Origin of the sequence: Albimonas pacifica, assembly GCF_900113695.1 — a bacterium.
In the GTDB taxonomy this organism is placed as follows: Bacteria; Pseudomonadota; Alphaproteobacteria; order Rhodobacterales; family Rhodobacteraceae; genus Albimonas; species Albimonas pacifica.
Map to the genome: position 1 here is coordinate 617,931 of NZ_FOQH01000001.1, position 12,405 is coordinate 630,335.

Consider the following 12,405-nt stretch of genomic DNA (forward strand, 5'->3'; position numbering starts at 1 on the left):
GGGCCGCTGCAAGGAAAACGCCCGGGCGCGCGGCTTTCGAGACCTCGGTACGGCATGTCGCGCCGTCCCTGACGCGCGCGTCTTCCCCTCCGCCCGCCGATGACATACCCTCGGGAATGTCACGCGCCTCGCAACCGGCGCGGAAGGGAGGAGACCCATGTTCGATCTGGAAGATTTCCGGGCCGAAACGCGCGCCTGGCTGGAGGAGAACTGCCCCGCCTCGATGCGCGAGCCCGTGCGCAGCGAGAAAGACATCTGCTGGGGCGGCCGCAACGCCGAGTTCAAGAACGACGACCAGCGCCTGTGGTTGGAGCGGATGGCCGAGAAGGGCTGGACCGCCCCCACCTGGCCCGAGCAGTACGGCGGCGGCGGCCTGAGCCCCGAGCAGGCCAAGGTCCTGCGCGAGGAGATGGCCCGCATCAACGCCCGCGAGCCGCTGAAGAGCTTCGGCATCTCGATGGTCGGGCCCGCGATCATCAAGTGGGGCTCCGAGGAGCTGAAGCAGCAGCACCTGCCCAAGATCTGCCGCGGCGAGATCCGCTGGTGCCAGGGCTATTCGGAGCCGGGCGCGGGCTCGGACCTCGCCGCTTTGCAGACCAAGGCCGAGGACAAGGGCGATCACTATCTGATCAACGGCCAGAAGATCTGGACCTCGTATGCCCACAAGGCCGACTGGATCTTCTGCCTGGTGCGCACCTCGTGGGAGGGCAAGAAGCAGGAGGGGATCACCCTGATCCTCTTCGACATGGAGACGCCGGGCGTCGAGGCGCGGCCGATCCGCCTGATCTCCGGCGCCTCGGTGTTCTGCGAGACCTTCTTCACCGACGTGAAGGCCGACAAGACCCAAGTGGTGGGCGAGGTCAACAAGGGCTGGACCTACGCCAAGTACATCCTGACCCATGAGCGCGAGATGGTCTCGGCCATCGGCGGCGACGCCTCGGCCGTGGACGCGCTGGGGGTGCAGTCGCTGGATGCGGTGGGGGCGGACGAGCAGGGCCGGCTCGACGACCCGGTCCTGCGCGCCGACATCGCGAGATGGGAGATCGACCAGCTCGGCTTCCGCCTGACGCTCGAGCGCGCCAAGGACGAGGCCAAGGCCGGCGAGGGCGTGGGTCACTACTCGGCCCTGCTGAAATACGCGGGCACCGAGCTCAACAAGCGCCGGCTGGAGCTGAAGGTGGCCGCCGAGGGCATGGGCGGCCTCGCCTGGGAGGGCCAGGCCTGGAAGGGCGGGGCGCTCGCGAAGGAGTGGCTGCGCTCCAAGGCCAACTCGATCGAGGGCGGCACCTCCGAGGTCCAGCTCGGGATCATCGCGAAGAACGTTCTGGGGATGAAGTGATGGCGACGCTGGTTCTCGACGACGAACAGAAGATGCTGCGCGAGGCGGCGATGCGCTTCATGGCCGAGAAGGCCCCGGTCGCGCAGCTCCGCGCCCTGCGGGACGGCGAGGGCGACGCCTTCGACGCCCCCACCTGGGCCGCGATGGCCGAGATGGGCTTTCCGGGGGCCCTGATCCCTGAGGAACACGGCGGCGCCGGCTTCGGCCATGTCGCCATGGGCCAGATCATGGAGGCGGGCGGGCGCACGCTGGCCGCCTCGCCGCTGTTCGCCACCGGCGTGGCGGGCGCCTCCGCCGTGATGCTGGCGGGCTCCGACGCCCAGAAGGCCGAGCTGCTGCCGAAGATCGCCGCCGGGGAGCTGCTCTGCGCGCTGGCGGTGGACGAGAGCGTGCGCCACACCGGCAAGGCCCCGGCCACGACCGCCGCGCCCTCGGGCGACGGCTTCGCGATCACCGGCGCCAAGTCGAACGTGGCCGACGGCTCCATCGCCGGGCTGATCGTGGTCTCGGCCGCGACGCCCGACGGCGCGACCGGCCTGTTCCTGGTCGAGGCCGGCGCCTCGGGGCTGGAGGTCGAGCCGGTGGAGATGGCCGACAGCCGCGCCACCGCGATCCTGCGCTTCGAGGCCACGCCCGCCCGGGCGCTGGGCGAGGTCGGGCAGGGGGCCGAGGCGCTGGCCCGGCTGCTGGACATCTGCAACGCCCATCTCGCGGCCGAGCTGATCGGCGTCGCCGGCAAGGCCTTCGAGGACACGCTCGCCTACGTGCAGGAGCGCAGGCAGTTCGGCGTCACCATCGCCTCCTTCCAGGCGATCCAGCACCGGGCCGCCCACCTGTTCGGGGAGATCGAGCAGGCGCGCTCGCTGGTGCTGGCGGCCCTGTCCGGGCTGGACGAGGGGGTCGAGGGCCTGCCGCGGCTGGTCTCGGCCGCCAAGGCCAAGGCGGCGGCGGTGGCGGACCTGGCGACCAACGAGGGCGTGCAGCTCCACGGCGGCGTGGGCATGACCGACGCCTTCGACATCGGCCTGTTCATGAAGCGCGCCCGGCCGGCGGCCCAGCTGTTCGGCGACGAGCGATTCCACGCGAATCGATTCGCCTCCCTCAGCGGCTACTGATCCGGCCCCACCGCGCCCTCCGGGGCGCCGAAGACGCCCCGCGCCCCGCACGCTCCGCGTGCGGGGCGTTTTGTTTTCGGCGACTTGACGCAGGGGTCACGGGATATTTTCCGCGAAATTACGCACTCTGCGCAATTTGCGCAAAAAGATCTTGAAACCGCGCAAATTGCGTGGAAAAAGGTTTTCGTTCGCTGGGGTCAGCGGAAAACAGCCGCGCGGCGGCGAGAGAGCGGAGGACTGGAACATGGTTCGGATCGGCATCGGGAGCATCGTGGCGACCTGCACGACCCTGGCCGCCCAGGCGGCCTGGTCCTTCGAGGCGAAGTGGGTCAAGGTTGGCGGGGGAGCGCCCAACCTCATGGAAAACTGGGACGTTTCTCCTGGAATGACCATGTTCTTCGCCGCGGTGATCGGAGTGGGCACAGCCTCGATCTGCGCATCGCTCTTCGCCGGCCGCTGACGGCTGAGCGCCGCCGCGGTCCGGGGGTCGGATCGCGGCGGCGCTTGTAAACTCCATGATTTCAGGTAGCATTGCGCAACAGACCACTTCGCGACAGGGCGCGGCCTGCAGGGGATGCGGGTCGCGCCGCATTTGGGGACACGCGGACATGCCGCACCGAGCCTTGAAGGACAGCTCCTTCGACCGGCTGAAGGAAGACCGCACGATCACCGCCGCGGAGGCCACGCGCAATTTCGGGCGCCTGCAGGAAGAGGTGGCCGGCGGACCGATCACCCTGACCCACCACGGCCGCGCCCGGATGATCCTGCTCTCGCCCGAGCAGTACGAGGCGCTGGGCGGCGAGGGCGCGGCCGCCGACCCGCCGCGGGTCGACGGCATCTCCTTCGTGCTCGACGAGATGGAGGAGGGCTTCATCGCCCTCGACCAGGACGACCGCTTCGCCGCGGTCAACCGCGTGGCCGAGTTCTACTTCGGCCGCGCGCGCGAGGATCTGCTGGGCCGCGCCTGGCACGAGGCGCTGCCCAACGTCGGGCGCAGCGGCATGGTCGAGATCATCGAGGGCGTGCGCGCCCAGGGCCGGCCGCGCCGGCTGTCGTGGGATTCGGTGATCCGCGACGGCCGCCGGCTGGAGATGAACATCTTCCCGATCCCCAACGCCCGCGGCTGGATCGGCGTGGTGTTCACCAACATCGGCGAGGTCGAGCAGCTCTCGCGCGAGGCCGCGGTGGCCCAGGGCGTGATCGACATGCTGCTCGCCGCCCTTCCCGGCGCCGCGCTGGCGGTGGTCGACACGGCCGGGCTGGTGATGGACTGGCGCGGCGCCGCCTCCGACCTGCTGGGCTGGAGCCCGGGCGAGATCGTCGGCCAACCGATGGAACGCCTGGCCCCCGAGGACGGCGCCGAGCAGGGCCGCCTGTGGGTCCACATCGCCGAGGCGCGCCGCAAGGGCGTCGCCCATTGCACCGGCCCGCGGCTGGCGCGCGACGGCTCGGTGGTCGAGGTCGACTGCACCACCACCTGGCTGCCCGAGCCCGACGTCTTCGTCTGCGTGATGCGCCGGGCGCAATGAACCGCGTCCCCGCCGCGCCGGCCCGGGCCCCGACGCCGTGAGCGCCGAGATCCACGCGATCCCGGGCCCCGGCCCCGGCGTCCTGTTCATCGGCCCCGCGCCCTCGGGGGGGCGGGGGCTGGCGAGCGAGCTGCGCGCGATGCGCGAGGAGGGCGTGGACCTGCTGGTCTCGATGCTGCCGGCGGAGGAGGCGCTGCGCCTCGGCCTGCAGGACGAGGCGGCGGCCTGCGCGGCCGCCGGGATCGCCTTCCGCAGCTTCCCGATCCGCGACTTCGGCCTGCCGGGGCCGGCGCTGTTCGCAGCCCTCGTCGACGAGCTCGCGGCCGAGATCGCCGCCGGCCGCGGCGTCGCGGTTCACTGCCGGGCGGGCATCGGCCGCTCGGGCATGGCGGCGGCCTGCGTGGCGGCGCGGTTCCTGGGCTCGGCCGAGGCGGCGGTCGCCGCCGTGTCCCGCGCCCGGGGGCTCGAGATCCCCGACACCCCGGCCCAGCGCGTCTTCATCGACGAGGTCGTGGCGCTGGACCGGGGATGAGGCGCGCGGCCCCGGCTCAGTCGGCCTGCGTCGCGCCTTCGGCGAGCTCGATCTTCAGCGTCTGCGCGCCCTTCCACAGGGTCATCGGCCCCAGCTCCTTGAGCTTGTCCAGTCCGCTGACGATGGTCGCGAACGGGTTGCCCGCCAGAGGCCCGGCCTTGGAGGCGAAGCTGCAGGGCCCGTAGGCGAGCAGGATCTCGGTCTCCGAAACCTTGCCCTTGCCGCCCGGGAACAGCAGGAACTGGCCCGGCGCTGGATGGCAGGTCGCGTCCTCGTAGGGCACCCCGAAGTCGAGGTCGCCCAGCGGCGCCCACACCGCCTCCCCCGACCAGCGCACGTGGATCGCCTGGCCGTCGAAGGGCAGCGCCTCGCGGATCTTCGCGCAGGTCAGCGGGCACTGCGCCTCGTTCAGGACGCCCAGGAAGCGGAACGGTCCGGCGGTGATGGCGAGGGTGGTCATGGGGGCTCCTCCGAGCGGCAGGACGACGACGGCCGGGCGCGAGGAGCGCGTGGCCGATCAAGGCTTTGTCCTGTGCGGGCGGAGGGGTCAAGCGGGGGGGAGCCGCGGGGATCGGGGGCGGGGAGGGGGCGGGACGCTCCCGACTCGCCGAAGAACAGGCGCTTCGCGGCGGCCGCCCGGGGGGCGCCAGGGCGCCCGGGTTACGGGCGGTGAAGCGTGGGGAGGGGGCGGGTCACCGTTCGGCGGCCGGCGCGGTAGACGGCGACGGGCGGGGCGAGCTCGGCGACCGCGGCCTCGGGCGTGGGGGCGTCCAGGATCACCACGTCGGCGGCCATGCCGGGGGCGAGGCCGTAGTCGGCGAGGTTCATCAGCGCCGCCGGCTGGTCGGTGACCAGCGACAGGCAGGTGCGGAACGCCTCGGCCGAGCCGAGCTGGGCGGCGTTGGCGTAGAGGTTCGCCATGCGCAGCAACGAGCCGTCGCCGAAGGGCGTGAACGGGTTCAGCACGTTGTTGGTCGCCAGCGAGCAGCGGCAGCCCTGCGCGTGGAAGGCGTGCGCAGGGGCGACGCCCCGGGGCGTCAGGCGGTCGTGCTCGCGGCCCATCAGGAACAGGTCGGTCGAGGGCAGCACCGTCAGCGCCACGCCCGCGTCGGCCATGCGCCGCGCCCAGGCCAGCGCCTCGGCCGGCGGCAGGGCGGAGAGGGCGGAGACGTGGCCGACGGCGACGCGGCCGCCCCAGCGGCGGGCCTCGGTGACCCGGCAGATCTCGCCCAGGTCCATGCGCGCGGGGTCGAGGTGGAAGTCGAGGTGGAAGTCGACGTCGAGGTCGAACTCGGCGGCCAGGTCGAAGATCCGGGCGATCTGGGCGTGGGGGTCGGCGTCGGTGTAGGGGCAGCCGCCGATCACCTCGGCCCCCGTCGCGCAGGCCTCGACCAGCAGCGGGTCCGTGCCGGGATCGTTGGTCAGCCCCTCCTGGGGGAACACGCAGATCTGCAGGTCGATCGCCCAGGCGTACTCGTGCTTCAGCGCCTTGACCGCGTGGAAGCCGCGCAGGCCGATGCGGGGGTCCGCCTCGACATGGGTGCGCATCCGGGTCGTGCCCTGGGCGATGCATTTCTCCAGCGTGCGGGCGCCGCGGGCGAAGACGTCCTCCTCGGTCCAGCCGGACTTGGCGGCCGACACGGCGGCGATGGCCGAGGGCAGGTCGGGCGCGCCGCCCACCCGGTCGAGCAGGCAGGACTTGTCGAGATGCACGTGGCTCTCGACGAAGCCGGGCAGGGCGAGGCGCCCGCCGAAGGATTCGGAGGGCGCCTCGGTCTCGATCTCGGGGGCGATCGCGGCGATGCGGCCGGCGCGCACGGCGACGTCGACCACCCGCTCCGGCGCGTCGGGCAGGCGCAGGCCGCGCAGGACGAGGTCGGGGGTCATGCGGCCGCGCGCCTCCGCATCATTCCTCGGGCGCCTCGCCGTCCCAGACCTTCTTGGCCACCTTGCGGAACTCGGCCGCGGGCAGGCGCGGCTTGTCGCCGGCGGCGGCCTTCACCGCGGCGCGGTCGGCCTCGAACACCGCGCGCAGGCGGTAGCGCCCGTCGAGCATCACCAGCGCCATCGCGTCCCATTCGGCCTTGTCGGGGCCGAGCCGCAGGGGGCCCTTCACGTCGCCCTTGGCGCCGCGCACCTGCAGCTTCAGCCGCCGGCCCGAGGCGTCGGTCGCGTCATGGCCGGCGTTGCGCCTGGCCAGCGTGAGGCCCAGCGCGCGGACGGCCTCGAGGGCGCCGATGCTCTCGGCCGCGCCCAGCGGACGGCCGGTGGTCCGGCGGAAGGCGAGCGCGGCGAGCCGCGCCTGCTTCAACGCCGCCGCCAGCGCCGGCCGGGCCCCGCCGGCCCCGCCCTTGCCGCCCTGACCGCCCTTGCGGCCCTTCGGCCCGCCCGCCTTCGCGCCGCGGCCCTTGCCGCGTCCCTTCCCGGCCGGGGCGTCGCCGCCCTTGTTCTCTCCGAGCGCCATCCGTTACATCGCCTTCCTGTAGAGTTCCGCGAGCGAGCCCGCGTCGACCGGGACCGGGTTCCCTCCGCAGGAGGGATCCTCGGCCGCCTCGGCCGCCAGCGTCTCGATGTCGGGGTTCTCGACGCCCAGCGCAACCAGCGTCGGCGGCACGCCCAGCCGGTCGCGGAAGTCGACGAGCGCCTCCATGAAGCCGTCGAAGCCGCCGGGGATGCCGAGGTAGGCGGCCAGCGCCTCGATCCGGGCCTCCACGGCAGGGCGGTTGAACGCCAGCACCACCGGCAGGAACACCGCGTTGGTCATGCCGTGGTGGGTGTTGAAATGCGCCCCGATCGGGTGGCTCAGCGAATGCACCGCGCCCAGCCCCTTCTGGAAGGCCGTGGCGCCCATGGCGGCCGCGCTCATCATGTGGGCGCGGGCCTCGAGGTTCCGGGGCTCCGCGACGGCGGTCGCCAGGTTCTCCCACACCAGCCGCAGGCCCTCGAGCGCGATGCCCTGGCTCATCGGGTGGTAGTGGGGGGAGCAGTAGGCCTCGAGGCAATGGGCGAAGGCGTCCATGCCGGTGCCGACCGTGATCGCGCGCGGCATGCCGACGGTCAGCTCCGGGTCGCAGATCACCACCGAGGGCAGCAGCCGGGGGTGGAAGATGATCTTCTTGACGTGGGTCTTCGAGTTGGTCAGCACGCCCGCGCGCCCGACCTCCGAGCCGGTGCCGGCGGTGGTGGGGATCGCCACGATGGGGGCGATGGCCGCCGCGTCGGCGCGGGTCCACCAGTCGCCGATGTCCTCGAGGTCCCAGACCGGGATCGCCTGGCGGGCCATCAGCGCGATCAGCTTGCCGAGGTCGAGGCCCGAGCCGCCGCCGAAGGCGATCACCCCGTCGTGGCCGCCCTCGTTGAAGGCGTCGATGCCGGCCTCGAGGTTCTCCTCGTTCGGGTTGGGGTCGACGTCTGAGAAGAGCGCGCGGCCGAGGCCGGCGGCCTCCATCAGGTCGAGCGCCTGGGTGGTGATCGGCAGGGGCGCGAGGCCCCGGTCGGTGACCAGCAGCGGCTTCGAGATGCCGGCGGCGGCGCAGGCCTCGGCCAGTTCGGTGATCCGCCCCGCGCCGAAGCGGATGGCGGTGGGGTAGCTCCAGTTCGCTCTCGGCGCGGCCATGGTCAGCCTTTCTTCAGATGGTAGGATTTCGGCCGGGTCAGGTTGTGGAAGCCGATCTGGGACAGCGCGCCGCCGCGCCCGGTGTCCTTGCAGCCCGTCCAGCACAGCGCCGGGTCGAGGTAGTCGCAGCGGTTCATGAACACCGTCCCCGTCTCGATCCCCGCCCCGATCTGGGCGGCGGCGTCGGCGTCTTTCGTCCACAGCGAGGCGGTCAGCCCGTAGGGGCTGTCGTTCATCAGCCGCAGCGCCTCGGCGTCGTGGCGCACAGGCATGACGCCCACGACCGGGCCGAAGCTCTCCTCGCGCATCACCGACATCGAGTGGTCGACGTTCACCAGGATCTGCGGGGCGAGATAGGCCGCCCCGTCGTCGGGGAAGCCCTTGGGGTTGATCAGCGGCCGGGCGCCGGCGGCGATGGCCTCGGCCGTCTGCTCGCGCACCACTTTCGCGAAGCGCACGTTGGCCATGGGGCCGAGCGTGGTCCCCGTCTCCAGCGGGTTGCCGAGCACGTAGTCGTTGACGATCTCGACCGCCTTCTCGACGAAGGCGTCGAAGAGCTTCTCGTGGACGTAGATCCGCTCGATCCCGCAGCAGCACTGGCCGGAGTTGAACATGGCGCCGTCGATCAGCCCCTCGGCCGCGGCCTCGACGTCGGCGTCGGCGCGCACGTAGCCGGGGTCCTTGCCGCCCAGCTCCAGCCCCATCGGCGTGAAGGTGCCGGCCGCGGCGCGCTCGATGGCGCGCCCGCCTGCGACCGAGCCGGTGAAGTTCACGAAGTCGAAGGCGCGCTCGGACAGCAGCCGTTCGGTGGTGGCGTGGTCGAGGAAGATGTTCTGGAAGAGCTGCGACGGGATCCCGGCCGACACGAACGCCCGCACCATCCGCTCGCCCGCCAGCAGGGTCTGGGTGGCATGCTTCAGCACCACCGCGTTGCCCGCGATCAGAGCGGGGGCGACGGTGTTGATGGCGGTCAGGTAGGGGTAGTTCCAGGGCGCGATCACGAAGACCACGCCGTGGGGCTCGCGCAGGATGCGGCGCTCGAAGGCGGCGGAGTTCTCGGCCACGATCGGCGCCAGCGCCTCGCCCGCCAGCTTCGCCATGCCGCCGGCGCGCTCCTTCACGCCGCCCATCTCGCCGCCGTAGCGGACCGGGCGGCCCATCATGCGGGCGAGTTCCGGGATCATCTCGTCGGACATGGCGTCGAGGGCGGCGACCCCGGCCTCGACCAGCGCGATGCGCTCGATCAGGGGGCGGGCGGCCCAGTCGGCCTGGGCGGCGCGGGCATGGGCGATCGCCTCGAAGGCCGCCTCGTGGGAGGCGACGGGACGCTCGGCGAAGACCGAGCCGTCGATGGGCGACACGCACGTGAGAACCTGGGTCATCGACCTCCCCTCGATGGACGCCCGCGGCGACGGGCGGGGGAACCCTGACGCGGCGGGCGGGATGATTGCAAGGCGATCCTGCCTTGCGTGCGGTGCATGGCGCCGCCTCCGGGCGCCGCGGCCGTCGCAGCCCCCGCCGACGGCGGGGGGGCGCCCGACGGTCGCCGCCGGCGCCGCGACGCCGGCCGCCCGCGAGGTCCGGCAGGGTCCGCTCCCCCCCGCCGACCGCGAGGTCCGGCGGGATCCGCCTCCCCGGCCCGCCGCTCGCGCCGGCCGCCTCCGGCGCCTCCGCCCGCCCCGCCGCGGCGGGCCGACCGCGGGCCCCGGGCGCGCGCGTCGCGCCGCGGCTCCCTCCGCCCGCCGCAGAGGCGCCCTGCCGGCTTACGCGCGCTCGAAGCCGCGCTTGAGCTCCCAGTCGGTGACGCGGCGGTCCATTTCCATCTGCTCGATGTGGGCGGCGTGCAGGTAGTGCTCGACCACCTCGTCCCCGAAAGCGCCGCGCAGGAAGGCCGAGCCGCGCGCCAGCTCCATCGCCTCGCGCAGGGTGGCGGGGATCTCGGGGATCGTCTCGGTCTGGTAGGCGTCGCCGCGGTGCTCGGGGGGCAGCTCCATGCCCTTGTCGATGCCGTCGAGCCCCGCCGCGATCATCGCCGCGATCGCCATGTAGGGGTTGAGGTCGGCGCCGCCGATCCGGCACTCGGCGCGCACGGCCTTCGTGCCCTCGCCCACCACCCGGAAGCCCGCGGTGCGGTTGTCCATCGACCAGCAGATCTTGGTCGGCGCGAAGGTGCCGGCCACGAAGCGCTTGTAGCTGTTGATGTAGGGCGCGAGGAACAGCGTCATCTCGGCCGCATGCGCGAGCTGGCCCGCCAGGAACGCGCGCATCAGGTCCGACATCCCGTAGGGTTTTTCCGGATCGTAGAACAGCGGCTCCCCGTCCGGCCCTGCGAGGGACATGTGGACATGGGAGGAGTTGCCGGCGTGGTCGTAGCTCCATTTCGCCATGAAGCTCACCGACTTGCCCTTGGCCCAGGCGATCTCCTTGATCCCGTTCTTCAGGATCACGTGCCGGTCGGCCATGGTCAGCGCCTCGGCGTAGCGGACGTTGATCTCCTCCTGGCCCGCGTCCGCCTCGCCCTTCGAGTTCTCGATGGGGATGTCGGCCGCGTTCATCTGGGTGCGGATCGCGCGCATCACATCCTCCTCCTTGGTGGTCTGGAAGATGTGGTAGTCCTCGTTGTAGGCGCTGATCGTGGTCATCCCGAGGTGCCGCTTGGCCTGCGCCTCCTCGTAGCTTTCCCGAAACAGGAAGAACTCCAGCTCGGTCGCCGCGTTCGCCGTCCAGCCCCGGTGCGCCAGCCGCTCCACCTGCGCGCGCAGCACGTTGCGCGGCGCGTGCAGGACGGCGTGGTGGTGGTGGTCGAGCAGGTCGCAGACCACCAGCGCCGTCCCCTCCAGCCACGGGATCCGCCGCAGCGTCGAGAGGTCCGGCTTCATGATGTAGTCGCCATACCCCTTCTCCCAGGAGGTCGCGGCGTAGCCCTGCACCGTCTCCATCTCCATGTCGGTCGCCTGGAGGTAGTTGCAGGAGTGGGTCTCCTCGACCGCGCCCTCCAGGAAGAACTCGGCCTGGAAGCGCTTGCCCATCAGGCGGCCCTGCATGTCCGGCTGCACCGCCAGGACGGTGTCGATCTCGCCGGTCTCGACGGCGGCGCGCAGCTCTTCCAGGGTCAGTTTACCGGGCATGGGTCGCCTCTTCAGGGTCGTTCGGGATGCGGGAAGGGGGCCGCGGAACGGCCCCCCTCGTCAATAGGCGCCGGAAGCGTCAGCCGAGGCCGTAGGGCGGGCCCGCCTTCTCGATCACCTCGTTGTACTCGCGCAGGATCGACACGACGCGCGAGGCCCGGTCCGAGATCTGGCTCTTCTCGTCCCAGAAGGTCTTGGCGGCCTCGGTGACCTGCTTCCACTCCTCGGCGGGGATCTCGGTCAGCTCCAGCTTCTCGCCCGAGGCGCGCAGCTTCGCCTCGCCGCCCCAGTACCACTGGGTGCGGTAGAAGTGGCCCATGTCGATGCACGACATCACCAGCTGCTGCAGCTCCGGCGTCAGCTGGCCCCAGCTGTCGGGGTTCACGTAGAACGAGCCGATCCAGGCCCCGCAGATGTTGTTGAGCAGGAAGTAGTCGGTCACGTCCGCCCAGCCGACCGTATAGTCCTCGGTGATCCCGGACCAGGCCATGCCGTCGAGCTCGCCGGTCTGCACCGCGACCTCGGCGTCCTCGTAGGGGATCGAGACCGGCACCACGCCGAACTGGGCCAGGAACTCGCCCGCCGTGGGGAAGGTGTAGAGCTTCAGCCCCGAGAGGTCGGCCAGCGAGGTGATCTTCTTCTTGGTGTTGAAGTGGCACGGGTCCTGGCCGGCGGCGGACAGCCACTTCACGCCGACTTCGTCGTAGGCCTCGGTCCAGATCTCGGCGAGCCCGTACTGCTTGAACAGCACCGGCACGTCCATGATCTGCTTGGTGGCCATCGGGAAATAGCCGCCGAAGACGGAGATATCCACCGGCGCCGCCATCGAGTCGTCGTCCGAGTGGACCCCGTCGATCACTCCGTTCTGCAGCGCGCGGAACAGCTCGCCCGTGGGCACGATCTGGTCGGCGTAGAACAGCTCGATCTCCAGCGCGCCGCCGGCAGCGGCGTTGATCGCGTCGATGATCGGCTTGGTCACATGCTCGCCCAGCGCCGCGCCGGCGTAGGTCTGGAAGCGCCACTTGATCGGGCTCTGCGCCTTGACGATCGAGGGCGCGGCCAGCGCGCCGACGCCCGCGAGGCCCGCGCCCTTCAGGAACTGTCTTCTCTGGTTCATCGGTCTCACCTCTCTGCTGGTTGCTGCGC

12 protein-coding genes are annotated in these 12,405 nt (G+C 71.8%); 5 read left to right on the plus strand and 7 right to left on the minus strand.

Going from position 1 to position 12,405, the window contains the following annotated elements; all coding sequences use genetic code 11:
* The first annotated feature begins 157 nt into the window (after positions 1 to 157).
* From BM064_RS02495 to BM064_RS02515, 5 genes are all read left to right on the plus strand, one after another.
* The gene (locus tag BM064_RS02495; protein ID WP_092857473.1) at positions 158 to 1,339 is read left to right on the plus strand and encodes an acyl-CoA dehydrogenase family protein; all 1,182 of its coding nucleotides are present in this window, start codon (positions 158 to 160) and stop codon (positions 1,337 to 1,339) included.
* Positions 1,339 to 2,454: an acyl-CoA dehydrogenase family protein gene (locus BM064_RS02500; RefSeq protein ID WP_092857475.1), complete on the plus strand. Its 1,116-nt coding sequence runs from the start codon at positions 1,339 to 1,341 to the stop codon at positions 2,452 to 2,454. Before BM064_RS02495 ends, BM064_RS02500 begins: the two co-directional genes overlap by 1 nt.
* 244 nt (positions 2,455 to 2,698) lie before the next feature.
* Positions 2,699 to 2,914 (plus strand): hypothetical protein, encoded by a 216-nt coding sequence (locus BM064_RS02505; RefSeq protein ID WP_092857477.1) that lies wholly within the window; start codon positions 2,699 to 2,701, stop codon positions 2,912 to 2,914.
* Positions 2,915 to 3,062: 148 nt separating this feature from the next.
* Positions 3,063 to 3,983, plus strand: coding sequence for a PAS domain-containing protein (locus BM064_RS02510; protein ID WP_177236121.1), 921 nt, complete (start codon positions 3,063 to 3,065; stop codon positions 3,981 to 3,983).
* Positions 3,984 to 4,020: 37 nt separating this feature from the next.
* Positions 4,021 to 4,515, plus strand: coding sequence for a protein-tyrosine phosphatase family protein (locus BM064_RS02515; protein ID WP_092857481.1), 495 nt, complete (start codon positions 4,021 to 4,023; stop codon positions 4,513 to 4,515).
* A gap of 16 nt (positions 4,516 to 4,531) precedes the next feature.
* Here BM064_RS02515 and BM064_RS02520 read toward each other — a convergent pair whose 3' ends face one another.
* The 7 genes from BM064_RS02520 to BM064_RS02550 form a co-directional block, all read right to left on the minus strand.
* Positions 4,532 to 4,975: a DUF3830 family protein gene (locus BM064_RS02520; protein ID WP_092857482.1), complete on the minus strand. Its 444-nt coding sequence runs from the start codon at positions 4,973 to 4,975 to the stop codon at positions 4,532 to 4,534.
* Between the two features lie 200 nt (positions 4,976 to 5,175).
* Positions 5,176 to 6,402 (minus strand): amidohydrolase family protein, encoded by a 1,227-nt coding sequence (locus tag BM064_RS02525; protein WP_092857484.1) that lies wholly within the window; start codon positions 6,400 to 6,402, stop codon positions 5,176 to 5,178.
* Positions 6,403 to 6,421: 19 nt separating this feature from the next.
* Positions 6,422 to 6,979, minus strand: a complete 558-nt coding sequence (locus BM064_RS02530; RefSeq protein ID WP_092857486.1) for a hypothetical protein — start codon at positions 6,977 to 6,979, stop codon at positions 6,422 to 6,424.
* Between the two features lie 3 nt (positions 6,980 to 6,982).
* Positions 6,983 to 8,131 (minus strand): iron-containing alcohol dehydrogenase, encoded by a 1,149-nt coding sequence (locus BM064_RS02535; RefSeq protein WP_092857488.1) that lies wholly within the window; start codon positions 8,129 to 8,131, stop codon positions 6,983 to 6,985.
* 2 nt (positions 8,132 to 8,133) lie between these two features.
* Complete coding sequence (locus BM064_RS02540) at positions 8,134 to 9,513, minus strand: aldehyde dehydrogenase family protein (protein ID WP_092857490.1); 1,380 nt, start codon at positions 9,511 to 9,513, stop codon at positions 8,134 to 8,136.
* A 381-nt stretch (positions 9,514 to 9,894) separates the two neighbouring features.
* Positions 9,895 to 11,259, minus strand: a complete 1,365-nt coding sequence (locus BM064_RS02545; RefSeq protein WP_092857492.1) for a glutamine synthetase family protein — start codon at positions 11,257 to 11,259, stop codon at positions 9,895 to 9,897.
* A 79-nt stretch (positions 11,260 to 11,338) separates the two neighbouring features.
* Positions 11,339 to 12,376: a TRAP transporter substrate-binding protein gene (locus BM064_RS02550; protein WP_092857494.1), complete on the minus strand. Its 1,038-nt coding sequence runs from the start codon at positions 12,374 to 12,376 to the stop codon at positions 11,339 to 11,341.
* Between the last annotated feature and the right edge of the window lie 29 nt (positions 12,377 to 12,405).

Coding starts and splice junctions, on each gene's coding strand:
- BM064_RS02505 (WP_092857477.1), top strand. CDS start 2,699: ATGGTTCGGATCGGCATCGGGAGCATCGTGGCGACCTGCACGACCCTG.
- BM064_RS02500 (WP_092857475.1), top strand. CDS start 1,339: ATGGCGACGCTGGTTCTCGACGACGAACAGAAGATGCTGCGCGAGGCG.
- BM064_RS02530 (WP_092857486.1), bottom strand. CDS start 6,979: ATGGCGCTCGGAGAGAACAAGGGCGGCGACGCCCCGGCCGGGAAGGGA.
- BM064_RS02540 (WP_092857490.1), bottom strand. CDS start 9,513: ATGACCCAGGTTCTCACGTGCGTGTCGCCCATCGACGGCTCGGTCTTC.
- BM064_RS02510 (WP_177236121.1), top strand. CDS start 3,063: ATGCCGCACCGAGCCTTGAAGGACAGCTCCTTCGACCGGCTGAAGGAA.
- BM064_RS02545 (WP_092857492.1), bottom strand. CDS start 11,259: ATGCCCGGTAAACTGACCCTGGAAGAGCTGCGCGCCGCCGTCGAGACC.
- BM064_RS02495 (WP_092857473.1), top strand. CDS start 158: ATGTTCGATCTGGAAGATTTCCGGGCCGAAACGCGCGCCTGGCTGGAG.
- BM064_RS02550 (WP_092857494.1), bottom strand. CDS start 12,376: ATGAACCAGAGAAGACAGTTCCTGAAGGGCGCGGGCCTCGCGGGCGTC.
- BM064_RS02520 (WP_092857482.1), bottom strand. CDS start 4,975: ATGACCACCCTCGCCATCACCGCCGGACCGTTCCGCTTCCTGGGCGTC.
- BM064_RS02525 (WP_092857484.1), bottom strand. CDS start 6,402: ATGACCCCCGACCTCGTCCTGCGCGGCCTGCGCCTGCCCGACGCGCCG.
- BM064_RS02535 (WP_092857488.1), bottom strand. CDS start 8,131: ATGGCCGCGCCGAGAGCGAACTGGAGCTACCCCACCGCCATCCGCTTC.